Origin of the sequence: Mesorhizobium sp. M0500, from assembly GCF_040321165.1 — a bacterium.
Classification (GTDB): domain Bacteria; phylum Pseudomonadota; class Alphaproteobacteria; order Rhizobiales; family Rhizobiaceae; genus Mesorhizobium.
The window spans coordinates 17,704-36,451 of sequence record NZ_JAMYRB010000037.1 but is presented as its reverse complement, the minus strand read 5'-3'; the positions used below and the strand labels follow the sequence as shown (position 1 = coordinate 36,451).

The window sequence follows — 18,748 nt, the reverse complement described above, 5'->3', positions numbered from 1 at the left end:
CGCCGCGCGCGAAGGCCAGCGCGAAACCGGTGACGATGGCAGGCGCCAGTCCGGGTAGTAGAACGCGGCTGATGATCTGGAAGCGATTGGCGCCGAGCGTGGCGGCCACTTCTTCTACCTCCTTGTCGATCTCCTCCATGATCGGCTGCACGGTGCGCACGACGAAGGGCAGACCGATGAAGACCAGCGCGATGACGATGCCGAGCGGCGTATACGCGACCTTGATGCCGAGCGGCGTCAGCAGGCTTCCGATCCAGCCATTCGGTGCGTAAAGCGTGGTCAGCGCGATGCCGGCAACCGCCGTCGGCAGCGCGAAGGGCAGGTCGACCATGGCATCGGCGATGCGGCGGCCTGGAAAGCTGTAGCGCACCAGCACCCACGCGACGATCGTGCCGAAGACGACGTTGACGGCGGCGGCAATGAAGGCGGTGCCGAAGCTGATTTCAAGCGCGTTGATGGTGCGGCGGTCGGTGACGATCGCCCAGAAGTCGGTCCAGCCGAGCGCCGCCGAGCGCCAGATCAGCCCGGACAGGGGAATGAGGATGATGAGGGTGAGGTAGGCAAGCGAGAAGCCGAGCGTCAATCCGAAACCCGGAATGACGCTCGGCTGCCTGAATCGCCACCCCGCCTTGGCGGGTGCTGTGGTCATGTCGTCCTGATCTAAATGCTACTGGGCCGGTTTGTAGATCTGGTCGAATATACCACCATCGCCGAAATGATAAGGCTGTGCCTTCTTCCAGCCGCCAAAAAGCGGGTCGTCGATGGTGATCAGCTTGATCTCAGGCAGCTTGGCCAAGTCCTCCGCCGGCACCAACTGGGGCTTCGAAGGGCGATAATGGTTTTTGGCGATGAGCGTCTGGCCTTCCTTGGAATAGAGATAGCTCAGATAAGCTTCGGCAACTTTCCGCGTGCCTTTGGCGTCGACATTAGCGTCGACCACGGCGACCGGCGGCTCGGCCAGGATCGAGGTCGGCGGGTAGACGATGTCGAAATTGTCGGCGCCGAACTCGTCGAGCGCCAGATAGGCCTCGTTTTCCCAGGCGAGCAGCACGTCGCCCAGCCCTTTTTGCGCGAAGGTCACGGTTGCGCCGCGCGCACCGGTGTCGAGAACCGGGACATGCGCATAGAGATTGCCGACGAATTCCTTGGTCTTGGCCTCGTCGCCGCCATCCTTGACGCTGGCGTAGGCCCAGGCGGCGAGATAGTTCCAGCGCGCACCACCGGAGGTCTTGGGATTCGGCGTGATCACCTGGACGTCGTCCTTGACCAGATCGCCCCAGTCATGGATGCCCTTGGGGTTTCCCTTGCGGACGAGAAAGATGATGGTCGAGGTGTAGGGCGCCGAATTGTTTTCGAATTTCGTCCGCCAGTCGGGATTGATCCTCTTCGCTTTCGAGACAATGGCGTTGATATCGCCTTCGAGCGCCAGCGTCACCACGTCGGCGTCGAGGCCGTCGATCACGGCGCGAGCCTGCGCGCCCGACCCGCCATGCGACTGCTGGACGGTGACCGTCTCGCCTGTCTCGGCCTTCCAGTGGGCGGTGAAGGCCTCGTCGAATTGCTTGTAGAGCTCACGCGTCGGATCATAGGACACGTTGAGAATGGTGGTGTCGGCAAACGCGAAACCGAGCGTGCCGAACTGGACAGACGTGGCGACCAGTGCGCCGAGCAGTTTCCTGAAATGAGGTTTGGTCATTTCCGCCTCCGTTGAACTCGCGCCAAATCTACCGAATTGATAGAATTTAGATGCATTCAATGTTGCCTTTTTTGGCCTATTGAAGCAATTTTTCGCCTAGTTTCGGCGATGCGAGAAACTATTTTCCCGCATGGACCATGATCGCGCTCCCGACGCAATTATCTAGAGACGGCTAGCTCTTCGGCAATGGCTGCGTCGCGCCCGAAGGTTTCGGCCGGCTATTCGGCGGTAACGGGAAAGTTGAAGCGCTCTTTTGGAAACGGCTCGTTCTCCAGCGTGAAGTGCCACCATTCGCGGGCGTAATTCTTGAAGCCGCGGGCACGCATCGCCTCGACAAGCCTTTTGCGGTTAGCCGCCGCTTCACTGGCTATCGGTCGGTGAGCCGTTTCGCTCGCTGGATCGAAACAGTCGAAACCCGTGCCGAAATCGAGCGTGTCGGCATCGGTCGCGCCGCAGGCCGGTTTCGGAGCGCTCTTGCGGTCGGCTCGCGCGATCGCGACATCGACCGTCGATCCGCGCGAATGGGTGGACAGTTCGCCGATATAGCCCTTGGGGATGAGATCCTTGCGCTTGACCTTTGGGTACCATTGCGGGTCCGGTGGTCCACTCGTTTTTGTCCAGTCACCCATGTCGGAGACAGCCCGCGCAGGGCGATAGCAGTCGAACACGACCAGCGTCAGTCCTTCGGCGGCAATCGCTTTCTGCACTGCCGAAAGCGCTTGCGCCGCTTGCCTGGTGAGGACGCATACCGGCGCATCGTAGCCGCTTACCTTGCGATGCAGGAAATTTTCGAGGCCGGCATAGCGGATATCCTGCCGGATATTGGGATCGATGTCGGCCAGCCGAACAAAGCTGGCGGGCAGCGCGTCAGCAGACGCCGAGAAAGTACCGGCGGCCGAAAGCAAGACGTAAAACACAATCCCCTGAATCACCTGCCGGAAATTATTCAAGGGAAACTTTCACTCGACGAAAACCTTCACACTGGCCGCGCGTCCCGCCGCGTCGATCACGGTTAGGGTCGAATAGCCGGCGCCGTCCGGCTGCCAGGTCGCGGTGCGCCGCCGGTCGATGCCGACCAGCGGCTTGCCGTTGGCCAGCCAGCGGAATGGTGCGCGGCCGCCTTGCAGCTTGAGCACCAGCGGCGAGGGGTCGGCCGAGGAAGTGCCGAGATCGACGCGAGCGCCGTCGGGCGGAAAGATGATGGTTGGCGCAGGTTCGGTCGGCGTCGCCTGTACCAGCCCATCGGAGCCGGCGCCGAAGCGCGTCAGCCTCACAGGCAGCTCATCGCGCTTCGGACCCCAGACCCACCAAGGAAGGCTAGGCAGCGGTACGGCGGCCAGGCTGGAACGGACAAAACCTTCGAACAGGATGGGCGCAGCCGAGACATAGCCGGACAGGCCGGGCACCGCGCCGGCGTCGGGGCGGCCGACCCAGACGCCGAGCACGTAGCGGCCGTCGAAGCCGACCGACCAGGCGTCGCGATAGCCGTAGGAGGTGCCGGTCTTGTAGGCGATGCCGCGTTGGGCGGCACCCTGGGGAGGCTTGACGCCTGACAGGATGTCGGTGATCTGCCAGGTCGCCTGCCCGTCGAGGATGGTGGTGGTCGAGCGTTCGGCATTCGCCGGCTCGGTGCCGTCATGCAGCGTGTGTGCCTTGCCGCCATTGGCAAGGCCGGCATAGAGTTGGACCAGGTCGCGCAGGGTCACCCCGACGCCGCCGAGGCCGATCGCCAGGCCGGGCGCTTCGTTGACGGGCAGGATAGGGGTCACATCGGCCTGACGAAAGCGTGCCATCAGCCGGGCCGGGCCGACCGCGTCGAGCACGCGGATCGCCGGCACGTTGAGCGACAATTGCAGCGCCTGCCTGATGCTGACATCGCCCTGATAGCCCATGTCGAAGTTCTTCGGCCGATACCCGGAGAAATCGGCTGGGCTGTCCTCGATCAGCATCTCCTGCGCCACCAGGCCTTGTTCGAAGGCGAGGCCGTAGATGAACGGCTTCAGCGTCGAGCCAGGCGAGCGAACGACCTTGGTCATGTCGATCCAGCCCGAACGGCTGGCATCGAAGAAATCGGCAGAGCCGACCTCACCAAGAATATCGCCGGTACGGGCATCGGCCAGTACCATGGCCACCGAGAGGCGAGGGCCGAGCCTGGCGGCCGCATCCTTGGCCACCTGCTCCAGCCCTTCCTGGACACTCTTGCGGATCGTCAGTTGCAGCTTCTGGCCGGGAACAGCCTTGGACAGCATCGTATAGGCCGCATGGGCAGCGAGCGCCGGCAAGGTGCGCCGCAGCCCCGACACATCGTCGAGCGCGGCACGCGCGGCCTCACGTTCGCCGAGCAGGCCTGCCGAGACCATGCGGGTCAGCACCCGGTCGCGGGCAGCGTGGGCAATCTCGAGATTGCGATCAGGGCGTCGCTTTTCCGGCAATTGCGGCAAGGCGACGAGCAGGGCCGCCTCCGAGACCGTCAGCCGTTTCGGCTCCTTGCCGAAATAGGCAAGCGAAGCGGCGCGCACACCTTCGAGATTGCCGCCATAGGGCGCCAGCGTCAGATAGCGTTCGAGGATCTCGCGCTTGGAAAGCCGCCGTTCGATCTGGAGGGCGCGCAGCATCTGCTTGATCTTCGAGCCGAGGCTGCGGCTGTCGCGCGGTTCGATCAGCCGGGCGAGTTGCATCGGCAGCGTCGAACCACCGGAGACGATATGGCCGCTGGTCGCGAACTGGCCGGCGGCACGCGCCAGTGCCAGCACGTCGACGCCTTGATGATCCCAGAAACGCTTGTCCTCATAGGTGACCAGCATGTCGACGAACTGCTTGTCGACCTGGTCCAGGCTGGTAGCGAGCCGCCAGTAGCCATCCGGCGTAGCGAAGGCGCGCAGCAGCTGGCCGTCTCGGTCCTGCACCTCGGTCGAGACCGTCAAAGCAGCCGGCAGCGGCGGCGGAAATGCGCGGTCGAGCTGCCAGAGGGCGGCGGCGGTGATTGCAGCGAGACCGGCCAAGGAAATGCCCGTGATGGCCGCTCGGCGCAGGAATTTTCTGGAGAGCATGGCGCCGCCCCTCATCCGCCTGCCGGCACCTTCTCCCCGTTTAGTGACGGGGAGAAGGGGGCTGTCGCGACCCTTGGCGCCTTTTCTGCGACGTTAAAGGTCGGCGAAAACTTCGGCGCATGGCTCTTTCTCCCCGTCTCTATACGGGGAGAAATGCCCGGCAGGGCAATGAGGGGCAGCGCCATCGCCATATTCCTATCCGCCATTTTTTTGCCTTACGGCGCCTTGACCTCCATCATGCCGGTGGCGGTGCGGGCCGAATATTGCGGCCGGTACATGTCCTCGATCGTTGCCGCCGGGTGGGCGTAGGTGCCCGGCGTCACCGCGCGCACGACGTAGGCGAGTGTGATGTTGCGGTCGCCGTCGCCGTCGTTGGGATTGAACGCCGCGACGAAACGGTCGTCGCGGAATTCGAGATGGGCGGCATCGGTCTGCGCCAGCCAGGAGAAGTTCGTCAATTGGGCGCTGGAGACCAGGCCCGGATTGTCGATCTCGAGGCCGGCCGGCAACAGGTCGGTGATCAGCAGTCGCGAAGGCCAGGTGTTCTGCTCGTAAACCTTGAGCACGACGACATAGCGTTCGTTCTGCTTGACCTCCGTCACGTTGGCCTCTGTGCCGTCTAGCTTGTAGTAGGTACGGCTGATGGTAAAGCCGTTGCCGCCGGCCGGCAGAGGCTGGATCGGCGAGGCCACGGTGGTGACGACCGCCTGCAGCGGATTTCTGCCGGTGTTGACGATGGTCAGCGGACTGTCGGCCAGGTCGCCACCGGCGATCTGGTCCGCATAGCCGCCGGCATGCGGTGCGCCGTTGACGGTCAGCGCGATCGAATCATTGCCGGCCTTCAGCGCGCGGGCCGCCAGCAGCATCCAGGACTCGTCCTGTGTGCTGGTCCACCTGGCGTCGGCGCGTTCCCTGGTCACCAGCTGGATCAGCGCCGGCACGATGGTCGGCACCGGCTTGCTTTCCGCGGCAAGCGCCAGGATCGCCGCGCCGTCACGCAGTGGCGAGCCATAGTCGGACCGGTAATAGTCATATTCGGGCGTCGACTTGGCCAGTTGCAGCGCGGCCTGGAAGGTTGCCTCCGAGCGCTGGGTGTCACCGTAGAGCGCGAGAGACGCCGCCAATTGGGCGACGGCCATCGGGCTGGTAAAGGCTTCGAGCTGGGTGTCGGCATAATAACGCAGATCGCCGACCGAGGCCTTTTTGTTGCGGGCAAGCACATAGAGCGCATAGGCGATCTCGCTGCCGCGATCCTGGACGTCCTGATCGTAGCCGATCGCGTTCTGCAGATTGCTCAGCGCCTGGTTCATCGCCAGGGCCGGTACGTCGTACTTCTGCTCGTGCGCCCGGGTGAGCAAATCGGTGACATAGGCGTCGAGCCACAGATCGCCGGAACCCGGACCCCACAGGCCGAAGCTGCCGGCCGATGCCTGGTAGCTCAGCACCTTGTAGATAGCGTCCTGGACGCGGCCATGCAGATCGGGGTCGCTGGCCATGCCGATGCCGGAAGCCATCTCGTTGACGTAGAGAAGCGGCATGGCGCGGCTGGTGGTCTGTTCGGCGCAACCATAGGGATAGCGGTCGAGCGTCATCAGCAGCGACGGTACATCGAAGGCAGCCGCCTGCGAAACGCCGACGCTGACCGAAGCGCCATCGAGCAGGCTTGCCGCCAGCAGTTCCTTGTCGACGCGCAGCGCGCCGCCATTGCCCTTGAGGTCGACGACCATGCGGGTGGTCACCGGCAGTTGCGCTGGGCGCACCGGCACATAGAGCGTCTGCTCGACGGCGGTGCCGTCGGCATGCGCAAGCTTGATGGTGATCGAGGCGTTGCCCGCGGTCTGCGCAACCAACGGCACGGTCAGCGTCTGCCGCTTGCCTTTGGCCAGCGTCAGCTTTTCAGGCAAGGCGGCACTGCCGGTAGACAGGTCGCCCGTCGTGTCGATGGTCAGCTTGTAGTCGCCAGCGGGGCCGTCGGTGTCGGCGACGTCGAGCCGCATGACGGCGGAATCGCCGGGCGCCAGGAATCGCGGCAGGCCGGCGGTGATCACCACCGGATCGCGAACGATGACGTCGGACTGGGCATGGCCGACTGCTTCCTTTGTCCAGGCGACGGCCATGACGCGCACGGTGCCGTTGAACTGCGGAATGTCGAAGTCGATCCGCGCCTTGCCGTCGGCGTCGAGCTGGACCGGGCCGGAGAAGAACGCGACCAGCTTTTCGGTCGGCGGACTGCCTTGCGATTGCATGTTGGCGCCGTCGCCGCCGGTGCGCAGCTTACCGGTTGTGCCCAGCGAGCCGTCGATCAGCCGGCCATAGATGTCGCGAACCTCGAGACCGAGCATGCGCTGCCCGAAGAACCAGTTCTCCGGATCCGGCACCTTGTAGTTGGTCAGGTTGAGGATGCCGACGTCGACGGCCGCGACCATGACATAGGCGTTGGTGCCGGGCTGAACGCCGGCTACGGCGACCGGGATCGACAGCTGCTGGCGCGGCATGGTCTTGTCCGGCGGCGCCAAGCTGACGGCAAGCTTCCGCGAGCCGGGATCGAGCTTCAGCCATTTGACGCCGATGGCGCGCGCCGGCATACGTGTCTCTTGCGCATCGCCCGGCCTGAACAGCGTTGCCGTGACGTAGGCGCCGGCACCCCAGTCGTCGCCGACCGGGATGTCGACGGTGCTGCCGCCGGCCGGCACGCTGGCGGTGACGGTCTTCAGGAGCTTGTCGGCGCCGATGGTGACGAGCAGCTCGCCGGCAAAGTGCGGCGACACTTTGAGCTTGGCCACTTCACCCGCCGCATAGGTATCCTTGTCGAGGGCGATCTCGAGGCCGTCGGGCGTTTCGGTGGTGGTGGAACTGACATACCAGCCGGCGTCGAACTCGTAGCTGGTGGCCGGGCCTTCCGGATCCGCTGTCTCGATCTCGAGCCGGTAGCGGCCCCAGTCGACCGGGAGCGACACCGTCGCCTCGCCATCGGCGCTCAGGTCGACCTGGCCGTTGGCCACCGCCTTGGTGAAGGTGACCGGCTCATAGTTCCAGGAGTTGCTCGAGCGGTACCACTGGTAGCTACGCTCGACCTTGACCAGCGACCACTGCGCGCCCTTCAGCGCCTCACGCTTGCCGTCTGGGTCGACAGCGATCAGGCTGAACTTGGCCGTGCCGCCTTGCGGCACCTCGTCGTCGTCGAAATCCGGGCGGATGCCGATCATGTGGCCCTGCGGGCGGATGCCGATATTCAGCGAGCGCTCGACGGCACGGCCGCCGGTTTCACGCATCCTGACAGTGACCTTTGCATCGACCAGCTTGGTGGTGGATGGCAATTGATCGACCGAGACCGGGAAGGTCGCCTTGCCGTCCTCGCCGACCACCGGCAGGCCGGTGAAGGGCGTCACCGTCGGTTCCGCCGACTGTTCGTCGGCCAGACCGAAGGAATAGCCTTTGAAGCGGTCCCAGTCGCGGGCGGTCGACAGCGTCAATTCGCCTTCGAGCGCGAGGCCCGCGGCCGGCGCGCCGTAGAGAAAGCGGCCGTCGACGGTAATGTTGGCGGTCTCGCCCTGCGCGATCTCCTGCTTGTCGGAGGACAGGTCGAACTCGATGCGGTCCGGTACGAAGTCCTCGACCAGGAACATCTGGCTGGCGACCGCCGCCTGCTTGGGATCGGTATGGATCGCCACCGTCCAGGTGCCGCGCATGGCGTTGGGTTCCAGCGGCAGGTCGACCGCGTGACCGCCGGCCGATGCGCCGTCGCTGACGATGCGGCGGTCCTCGACGCCGTCGGGCCGCGAGAAGATGAAGGTCAGCGGCAGGTTCTCGACCGCCTTGGCGGCACTGTCGCGGGTAAGAGCCGCGACATGGACATCTTCGCCGGCGCGGTAGATGCCGCGCTCGGTCCAGGCATAGACGTCGAGCGCGCCAGGTGCCGGCCGTCCGGCGACGCCACGGTCGGACAGGTCGAAGCCGGCGCGGCCCATATCGAGGAAGACGAAATCGTCGTCGCCCTGTTTGGCCATCAGCACGGCCGGGGCCATGCCGCTGTCGCCGCGCGTCAGGCCGGGATTGAACACCGCCCGCCCTTCCGCGTCGGTGGTCGCGGTGCCGAGGATTTCATTGTTCCTGGCCAGCAGCGTCAGCTCGGCGCCGGCGATCGGCTTGGCGGTTGCGAGCGAACGGGCAAAGACGTTCAGCCCATCCTGTCCGGTATAGGTCGACAGGCCGATATCGGAGACGACGAACCATTGCGTGGCGTGCGAATCATAGTCGTCGCTGCGATCGTTGACGGCTTGTGCGGTCAGCACATAGACGCCGGGCTTGCGCTTCGGCAAAGCCTCGTCGATTGGGAAGGAGGTAGTGACTTCCTTGTTGAGGTCGTTGGCGATGTCGAGCTGGCCTTGCCAGACCGGCTCGCCCATCTGTTCGGAGATGTTCGAAATGTCGTAGCCGTCAAGCTGGCGCAGGAACTGATATCCCGACAGAAGCTGGGCCAGCGAGCGGTCGCCGATGCGGAAGAGCTTCATTTCGGCGGCATTCATGTTGACGGTGACGACCGGTATGCCGCGGCGTGCGCCTGCGGGCAGCACGAAGCTGTCGCCGGTGAAGCGGGCCGAAGGCGCGCGGTCCTGCACGTAGATCGACAGAACCACCGGTGCCGCGGTGACTTCGCCAATGGCGGCCGGCAAGCCGGCGCGGAAGGTCACGTCATAATGTTGGCCGTGCTCGAGTCCTTCGACGCAGATCTGCTTGTCCTTGGCTTCGACGCCCTTGGGAGCGGCGTTGTCGACAGTAACGAACTGCGAGTAGTCGACGCCGGTCTTGACCAGTTCCTCGGAGAACTGCGCGCAGATGCGTGGCGCGCTGGTGTCGGCATCGACGGTATGATCGATGACGCGGAAGCCCTTGCGGGCCTTGAGATCCTGATAGGCGGCCCTGACTGCCGGCGAATTGACGAGAGCGAGGCTCGCCTCGTAGGCCTGCAGGGCCGGCCTGTAGAGATCGCGGCGATCAAGGCCGTCCCCGAGCAGCGCCAGCACGTCGGCGCGCGTCTTGGTGGTGCGCAGCAATTTGTAGGCGTTGAAGGCGGCGGAAGTGGCGTTCGCCGGTAGGGTCGACGGCTCCGAGCTGTTGGCGGTCGGATGGACGGCAAGCGTTTCGCGCGCCAGCTCGAGCCAGAGCTGGCCATCATAAGGCAACACCGAAACCGCCGCTTCGTATTTGTGCATGGCCGAGCGATGATCGCCCGTCAACGCCGACTGTTCGGCGCCGGCTCTCAGGGCCGTCAGCCCTTCTGTCGGCTTGGTGTAGGTCGGGCCAGTGAGCTTGTTGCGGTATTGCTGGGCCTGGTCGGCCATCCAGTTGGGGAAGAAGGCGAGTTCGGGTGGCGCGCCGATGTCAGGATCGCCATCGATGTTGACGATCTTGCCGGCGACGGCGCCGCCGAAGGGTTTCAACGAATTGTAATCGGATTTAAGGAAGCACCATTTGGCCTTGAGGTTGTAGGTGAAGGCGCGGCAGGCCGGGTCGCCGAGGCAGGTGGTCTTGCACTGGTCGAGGCTGACATTCTGGTCGGATCTGAGATCGAAACCGAAATAGTCGGAATTGTCCGATGTCACCACCCGCCGGGCTTCGGCCGCTTGCGCGACACCGCTCCAGGCAAAAAAGAGAAGGAAAAGAATCGATAGACCACGAGCCGCGCGCATTGCCATAAACCCCTCCAGACAAGTGCTTACGTCCAGAAATCTTCAAGCTTCAGTCGCGCTTGTCAACATCGGGACGCGGCAGGATCCGCCTGCCAACGGTTTGCTTTCCGGCCGGTGACCGGTAGTAGCTCCATAGGACAGGGGATCACGCTTTCTTGCGGCGACGCAGAAGGTGTGAGTTCCAAGCCCTGTCTATTTCAGCAATTGGATTGTGGCCCCTTTACGAGTGCTTCAGAACTTCATTCCAATTTTAGGTTTGCGAGCTAGGCTAGGAGCGTAATGCCGGCGTATGAAAGGCAGATGTCGGGAGGAACCGCGCCACGGCGCGCGCTTTCGCGCGCCCTGCTTTTCGCATTGTTGTGCTCTACGGCACTTGTTGCCGAAACCGGAAGTGCGGCAGCCTTCGAGATTTTCGGCATCAAGCTGTGGGGATCCAAAGACGAAGATGCCGATATCGTCGACCCGCTGCGCTATGCGGTGACGATCGAGGCGCCGGACGCCGACAAGGATCTCGCCGAGAAGCTCGAAAACGCCTCGGCGCTGAAGGCCGACGAGGAACACCCGGTATCCGGTTCTCTCGGCCTGCTGGCCAAGGCGCGCAGTGACCGTGAGCAACTTGTTGCCGCACTCTACACTGACGCCCGCTACGAGGGTGTCGTCACCATCACTATTCAGGGCAAGCCGCTCGACGATCTGCCGCCCGATGCCGAGTTTTCGGGTCCGCAGCCGATACCGGTGGTGATACGCATAGCAGCCGGGCCGAAATTCACGCTTGGCAACATCAGACTGGAAGGCGATGCGGCGGGGCTGGCAAGTGCCGATTTCGGCCTGATCGCCGGCGGTGACGCCAGTTCGGGCGCCGTGCTCAAGGCCGAGGCGGCGATCGTGCGGGCACTCAAGCAAGAAGGCAGGCCGCTGGCCAAGGTGACGGGCCGCGAGATCGTCGCCGAGCACGCCGGTTCGACGCTCGACGTGACGCTTGCCGTCGCGGCCGGCCCGGTCGCCGGCTATGGCGACACCACTGTCGAGGGCACGGAAAACGTCGACCGCGACTTCACTGAATATATGACCGGCCTTAAGCGCGGGCGCCAATATTCGCCCGATGAGATCGACGATGCGCGCGACCGGCTGCTCGGGCTCGAGGTCTTCAACAGCGTGACGGTGAAGGAAGCCGACGCCCTCGACGCCGAGGGCAACATCCCGATCGGTGTCCAGGTAAGCGAACGCAAGCCGCGCTATTTCGGCATTGGCGGCAGCTTCTCAAACACCGAAGGGCTGGGCCTCGAAGGCTATTGGGGGCATCGCAATCTGTTTGGCCGCGCCGAAAAGCTGCGCATCGACGGCAAGATCAGCGGCATCGGCAGCAACGACTTGACCCAGCTCAATTACAATGCCGGCGTCATGTTCGAAAAGCCGGGCGTGATCGGGCCGGCGTCGAAATTCATTGCCAGCGTCAATACCGTGCTGGAGCACCCCGACGCCTACGACCATTTCTCGGTCAAGGGCAGCACCGGCCTATCCTACGAACTCGACAAGAAGCAGACGGTTTCCGCGCAAGTCGCGCTGGATTATTCGAGGATCCACGACGCTTTCGGCAAGCACACCTATCTGATCGCCAGCATTCCACTGCAATATGTCTACGACAATCGCGACAGCAAGCTCAATCCGACCCGGGGCTTCAGGGTGCTGGCCTATGGCGAGCCGAGCTACGACATTTTGAGCGGGGCTGCGTTTGTCAAGCTGAAGGGCGAGGGGTCGGCCTACCAGTCACTCGATTCGGCCTCGAAATTCGTTTTCGCCGAACGTGTCGCCATCGGCTCTATCATCGGCGCCAGTCTTCAAGATGTTCCGGCAGATCGACGCTTCTACTCAGGCGGCGGCGGTTCGGTGCGCGGCTATGCCTATCAAGGCATCGGCCCGAAGGACAGCAATGGAGAGCCGATCGGCGGGCTTTCCTTCTTCGAGACCTCGGTCGAGATGCGCATCGCCGTCACCGACAAGATCGGCGTCGTGCCGTTCGTCGATGCCGGCACGGTGTCGACCAGGCAGGTCCCCGATTTTTCGGACATGAAGGTCGGCGCGGGTGTAGGCTTGCGCTATCTGACGGCGTTCGGGCCGCTGCGCGTCGACGCGGCGGTGCCGCTCAACCGCGGCCCCGACGATCCTCATTTCGGCATTTATGCCGGCATCGGCCAGGCATTCTGATGGCAATATTCAGGCGCATCCTCCGTATCCTTTTCTACACGCTGCTCATCGTCGTGGCAGCGGCGGTGGGGGCGCTCGTCGTGCTGACCAAAACCGAGCGCGGCCGCGAAAACCTTGCCGGCATCATCTCGACCATGGCCTCGACCGGTGATCGCAAGGTCACTGTCGTCGGCATCGACGGCATCTGGTCGGGCGCGCTGAGGGTCGATCATGTCGTTCTGGAGGATCGCGAAGGCGCCTGGATGGTGGCGCGCAACGTGGCCGTCGATTGGTCGCCGCTGGCACTCCTGTCGAAGAGCTTCAGCGCCGATCGCATTGGGGCCGAGCGTATCGAGTTGGCAAGGCTGCCGGTGGCCAATACACAGTCGAGCCAAAGCGGAGCGACGACGCTGCCGGTTTCCATCGACGTCAGGCAACTCGACCTTCCCGAAATCGCGCTCGGGCAGGCTCTGGCCGGCAGCGGTGTCGCCGAACTTGCAGCCAAGGGAGCGCTCAAGGCGGACGCCTCACCATTGGCGATCGAGACCAACCTCAACATCGTTCGCCACGACGGCAAGCAAGGCACGGTCGACGCCAAAGCCCATTTCGCGCCGGCCGACAACAAGCTCGACCTCGACCTTAAGGCATCCGAGCCGGCCGGCGGCATCATCGCCAACCTGCTCAACCTGCCGGGCGCGCCGCCGGTCAACATTGTCGTTTCCGGCACCGGACCGCTCGCCAACTGGAATGGCATAGGGACCTTCGTTGTCGACGGCCGGATCGTCACCCAGCTTACCGGTCGCCATCAGCTCACCGACAAGGGTCATTATGTCGAGGCCAACGGCGATGGCGAATTCGAGCGCTTCCTGCCCGAAACCCTGAAACCGCTGTTTGCCGGCAAGACCACCTTCGACCTCGCCGGCACAGCGACCGCGGCCGGCGGCGTCGATGTCGAGCGCGCCAATATCGACAGCGGCGCCGTGCACGCGACCGCCACAGGCATTGTCGATCCGAACGGCGCCAGCGACCTTTCGGTGAAGCTCGCCGCAAAGGGGCCGCCGATCGTGCTCAGCCTCGGCAGCGAGGCGCAGCCGATAACCGTGGCGATCAAGGATGCCACGGCCCGCGCTTTCGGCGGTGGCAAGGCGCCGATGGTCGATATCGGCGCGTCGCTGGTCTCGGTGGTGGCGGGCGGCACGCGGGTGGACGACCTGATCGGGCAAGTGCATTCCGATGGTTTCGACATCCAGAACCGTAGCGGGCCGGTCACCATCAAGCTGACGGCGGCCGACCTGAACACCGACGTCGCGACTTTGGCGCCGCTGATAACGGGCAGGGTCAGCGCCGGTCTCGCCGGCTCCGTCAGCAAGGAACAGATTGTCGTCGACGACGGCACGCTACGCAGCGACGCGCTCAATGCGTCCGTAACAGCCACAGTGGCGCTTGCCGATCTGTCGATGACGCTCAAGATGAATGCCGACGCGGCTTCGACGGCGCTGCCGCCGCAAATCAGCTCGGTTCTCGGCGAGCGCGTGCAGTTTTCCGCAACCGCGACACGCGACCCGGACGGTGCGTTCGCCGCCAACGCATTGCAACTCACCTCCGGCACGCTTAGCGCCAGCGGCACCGCCAGTGCGCAAGGCACCGATATCCGGGCCGACATCAAGGGTACGCTGGGCGACGTATCGGTGCTGTCGCCGCTGGTCGGCGCCAAGGTCGGCGGCGCCGTCGGTTTCGCGCTGACCGCAAGCGGCGCGCGCAGCGCTCCGGATTTCTCGGTTTCGGCCAACAGCGACAGCCTGACGGCGTCCGGTCATATGGTGAAACAGATCAAGCTGAGCGCGAGCGGCAAGGCCGATATCGCCAGTCCAGCCGCCGATGTCTCGCTGACCGGCTCGGTCGACGACCAGCCGCTCGACCTCAAGGCATCGCTGGTCACAACCGACGGCAAGCGCTCCATCAATGGACTTGCCGTCTCGTTAGCCGACAACAAGGTCTCCGGCGACCTCGGGCTCGACGACAACCTGCTGCCGCTCGGCACGTTGACCCTCGATGCCGCCGATATTGCTCCGCTGGCCGCACTCGCGGGCCAGTCGGTAGCCGGCGACGTGCGCGGCACCATCCGCTTTGCGAACGACAACGGAGCGCCGACGGTCGCGATCGATGCGACGAGCGCCGTGATTTCGCGCGGCGAACTGGCGGCGAAGACAATCGCCGTCAACGCGCTGGTCGCCAATTATCTCAAAGCACCGGCAATCGCCGGCAAGATCAAGGCCGACACGATCACCTCCGGAACCACGGTGATCAGCGGCATCGATGTCGACCTGAAGCGCGATGGCGACTGGACCGGCTTTAGCGGCGGCGCCACGGTCGCCGGCATTCCGGCCAGCGCGTCCGGGCGGGTCAGGGTTGCGAACGGCACCACCAGCATCGAGCTTGCCTCGGGCGAGGCGACCATCCGCGGCATCAAGGCAGCTGTCGCGCAGCCATCAGCGCTGACAATCGCCAATGGCAGGGTGAGCATAGAGAAATTGGCGCTCGGTGTCGGCGGTGGTTCGGTTGCCGTGTCGGGTACGGCCGGCCAGACGCTCGATCTCGCTGCCACCTTGTCGGCGGTGCCGGCAGCGCTTGCCAATGATTTTTCACCGGGTCTCGATGCCGTCGGCGCGCTCAGCGGCACCGCGCAGGTCACCGGATCGTCGGCTGCCCCAGATATTCGCTTCACCGCCCGCCTCAGCGGCGCCGAAACCAGCCAGACCCGGCAGGCTGGCCTCGGGCCGCTGGATCTCGACGCGGCAGGCCGTTTCTCGTCGGCCAGCGGCCTGGCCATCGAGCAGGCGACGCTTGCCGGCGAGAAAATCTCCGGCAAGGCAGCCGGCACCATCAATCCGAACGGTGCCAGCGATTTTTCGCTCGACCTGGCCTCTACCGGTCCGAGCCTGCCGTTGTCACTTGGCAGCAAGGAGAGCCCGATCAAGCTCGAGCTACAGGCGATATCGCTAACGGCGGCCGGGCAGGGCGCCCAGCCGAAGCTCGACATTTCCGCGACGCTGCCATCGGCCGCCACCAATCTGGCTAAGATCGAGGGCATCACGCTTGCGCTGCACTCCGATCGCTTTGACGTGAAAGCCCGGAGCGGGCCGATCTCCGGCACCGTGACTGCCGAAAAAATCGGCCTCGACAATCCGACTATCGCGCCGCTGATCGCCGGCAAGGTCACCGCCAAACTCGCCGGCAGCCTTGCCGCCGATGCCATCGTCATCGATAGCGGCACGGTGACCAGCGACGCGTTGAACAGCGGCTTCAACGGGCGGGTTTCGCTGGCCGACGGCGCCATCGCCCTCAATGTCAAGGCGGACGCCGCCTCGGCGGCACTGCCGGGGTCGGTACGTGGCGTGCTCGCCGAGCGAACGCAATTCAGTGCCGCGCTGAAGCGGGACGCCAATGGCAATGTCACCGCCAATACCGTCAGGCTGTCGTCCGGTTCGCTGACGGCAGACGGCCAGGCGAGCCTTGCCGACAACAAGCTCAGCGCCGACGTCAAAGGCGCGCTAGGCGACGTCTCGCTGCTATCCAAGGACGCCAAAGGCGCCATCTCTTTCGCGCTGAATGCGCAAGGCGCCAGCACCGCGCCGGATCTGTCGCTGAGTATCAACAGCGACAGGCTTTCGGTCGCGGCGCGCGAGATCACCGGTCTGAAGCTCACTGCCACCGGCAAGGCTGATGCCGCCAACCCGGCTGCGAATGTGCAACTCACCGGAAATGTCGGCGGCCAACCGCTGCAGGGCAGCGCCGTGCTGGCGACATCGGACGGCAAACGCGCCATCAATGGACTTTTGCTGTCGCTCGGCAAGAACCGTATCTCCGGCGACCTGGCGCTCGACGATGCCTTCCTGCCGGCCGGCACCGTGGCGCTCGACCTGCCCGATATCGGTCCGCTTGCGGCCCTGGCACTGGAAAAGGCCGATGGCGATGTGCGCGGCACGATCGCCTTCTCCAAGGCGGGTACCGTGCCGCAAGTCGCCGTCAAGGCGACGACGGCCTCGATCTCGCGCGGCGATGTCTCGGCCAAGGCCGTGAGCATCGACGCGCTGATCGCCAACTGTCTGGCGGCACCGGTGATCTCGGGCAAAATCCGTGCCGACAGCGTAACTTCCGGCGGCACGGCTATTCGGGGCGTCAACGTCGATCTCAAGCGCGACGGCGAATGGACCGGCTTTTCCGGTGGCGCCACCGTCAAGGATATTCCGCTGAGGGCGGCCGGCCGGGTCAAGGCGGTCAAGGGCACGACGACGGTCGAACTTGCCTCCGGCGAGGCGACCATCCGCGGCATCAAGGCGGCCATCGCCCAGGCCTCGACCATCAACATCGCCAATGGAGTGACCAGCCTCGACAGGCTGGTGCTCAACCTCGGCGGCGGCACGGCGACGGTCACGGGCAAGGCTGGGCAGGCGTTCGACCTCAACGCGACGCTGGCCCGCATCCCGATCTCGATAGCCAACAGTTTTTCGCCGGGCCTCGATGCCGCCGGTTCCATCTCAGGCACGGTGAAGGTGACGGGCGCGCCGGCCAATCCGGCCGTTGCCTTCAAGATCGACGCCGCAGGCGTTCAGACGTCGCAGACCCGTGGTGCAGGTTTCGGCGGCATGGGCGTTTCATCCTCAGGTACGTATTCGGGCAACAGACTGACGTTCGACGCCAACATGAGCGATGCCGCCGGCCTCGGCCTCAAGGGCGGCGGCACGATGACGACATCAGGCGGGCCCACCCTTGATCTCAACTTTTCCGGCAAGGTGCCGTTCGCCTTCCTCACCAGGACACTCGCCGCGCAAGGCCTGTCCCTGAGCGGCACGGCCGACGTCGATGTGCAGGTGCGCGGCCCGGCGACGTCGCCGGTGATCTCAGGCACGGTCCGCACGTCAGGCGCCCGCCTGCTCGACGCGCGCTCGGGGCTTGCGATCAACGACATCACTGCCGATGTCGCTATCGGCAATGGCGTGGCCAGGATCAATCGCCTGACCGGCACGCTGTCGACACGCGGCAGCCTTTCGGCCAGCGGCACCGTCGGCATCGATCCGGCTAAGGGTTTTCCAGCCGATCTGTCGATCAAGCTCGTCGACGGCCGCTATACCGACGGCAAGGTGGTCACTGCCAATCTTGGCGGCGACCTGACCGTCAAGGGACCGCTCATCTCCGCGCCGGTGATTTCCGGTACCGTCAACTTGGCCAAGACCGTCATCACCGTACCCGAAAAGCTGCCCGGCTCGCTGGCCGAGCTCAACGTCAAGCACAAGAATGCGCCGGCCGCCGTACGTGCGCAGGACAAGGCGTTGCGCCCGGCCGCTGCAAGCAGCGGTGGCGGCGGCAGCGGCCTCAATCTCGACGTCACAGTCAATGCGCCGAGCCAGATCTTCATCCAGGGCAGGGGTGTCGACGCCGAGCTCGGCGGTTCGCTGCGGCTGACCGGCCCGGCATCGTCACCCCAGGCGGTCGGCACCTTCACCTTGCGGCGCGGGCGGTTGACGATCCTTGCCAAGCGGCTGACCTTCACCGAAGGCACCGTCGGCTTTTCCGGCTCTCTGGTGCCCTACCTCAATCTCACGGCGCAATCGAAGACGACCAGCGCCACCGTGACCATCGTGGTGTCGGGCGAGGCGAACAACCCGAAATTCACCTTCTCCTCGGTACCCGCGTTGCCGGAGGATGAGGTGCTGGCGCAGCTGATCTTCGGCCGTTCGATGTCGAACCTGTCGCCGCTGCAGATCGCGCAGCTTGCCGAGGCTGCCGGACAACTGGCCGGCGTCGGCGGCTCGACCTCCCTGCTGCAGAACCTGCTCGGCGCAATCGGCGTCGACGATCTCGACGTAATCACCGATGAACAGGGTGGCACCGCCGTCTCGGCGGGCAAGTATCTCAACGACCGTACCTATGTGACGATCCAGAAGGGCGACAGGCCGGGCTCGGGTAAGGCAACCGTCGATCTCGACGTTGGGCGCGGCGTCAAGCTGCGTGGCGAGGCAACCGACGCCGGCGAAGCCAAAGGCGGTGTTTTCTACGAACGGGAATATTGAAACCGGCCGTTCGCGCAGAACAACTGGTTGCCTGAAGAACGAGCGGCGCAGCGGCGA

General features: G+C 64.6%; 7 protein-coding genes. 2 read left to right on the top strand and 5 right to left on the bottom strand.

Going from position 1 to position 18,748, the window contains the following annotated elements; genetic code table 11:
• From cysT to NKI70_RS31095, 5 genes are all read right to left on the bottom strand, one after another.
• The coding region (cysT, locus tag NKI70_RS31115) for a sulfate ABC transporter permease subunit CysT (RefSeq protein ID WP_352726023.1) at positions 1-649 on the bottom strand (649 nt) is incomplete at its 3' end.
• An 18-nt stretch (positions 650-667) separates the two neighbouring features.
• Positions 668-1,696: a sulfate ABC transporter substrate-binding protein gene (locus NKI70_RS31110; RefSeq protein WP_352700208.1), complete on the bottom strand. Its 1,029-nt coding sequence runs from the start codon at positions 1,694-1,696 to the stop codon at positions 668-670.
• 218 nt (positions 1,697-1,914) lie between these two features.
• Entirely contained in the window at positions 1,915-2,613 is a 699-nt protein-coding gene (locus NKI70_RS31105; RefSeq protein WP_352700209.1) for a M15 family metallopeptidase, read from the bottom strand.
• A 42-nt stretch (positions 2,614-2,655) separates the two neighbouring features.
• A complete protein-coding gene (gene pbpC, locus NKI70_RS31100) occupies positions 2,656-4,746 on the bottom strand; it encodes a penicillin-binding protein 1C (protein ID WP_352726021.1) in 2,091 nt (696 codons plus the stop codon).
• A gap of 215 nt (positions 4,747-4,961) precedes the next feature.
• Positions 4,962-10,442: an alpha-2-macroglobulin family protein gene (locus tag NKI70_RS31095; RefSeq protein ID WP_352726019.1), complete on the bottom strand. Its 5,481-nt coding sequence runs from the start codon at positions 10,440-10,442 to the stop codon at positions 4,962-4,964.
• 273 nt (positions 10,443-10,715) lie between these two features.
• On the opposite strand from NKI70_RS31095, the gene NKI70_RS31090 reads away from it, so the two are divergent.
• Entirely contained in the window at positions 10,716-12,641 is a 1,926-nt protein-coding gene (locus NKI70_RS31090) for an autotransporter assembly complex protein TamA (RefSeq protein WP_352637282.1), read from the top strand.
• Positions 12,641-18,691: a translocation/assembly module TamB domain-containing protein gene (locus NKI70_RS31085; protein ID WP_352726018.1), complete on the top strand. Its 6,051-nt coding sequence runs from the start codon at positions 12,641-12,643 to the stop codon at positions 18,689-18,691. The genes NKI70_RS31090 and NKI70_RS31085 overlap by 1 nt, the downstream gene beginning before the upstream one ends.
• Positions 18,692-18,748: the final 57 nt, after the last annotated feature.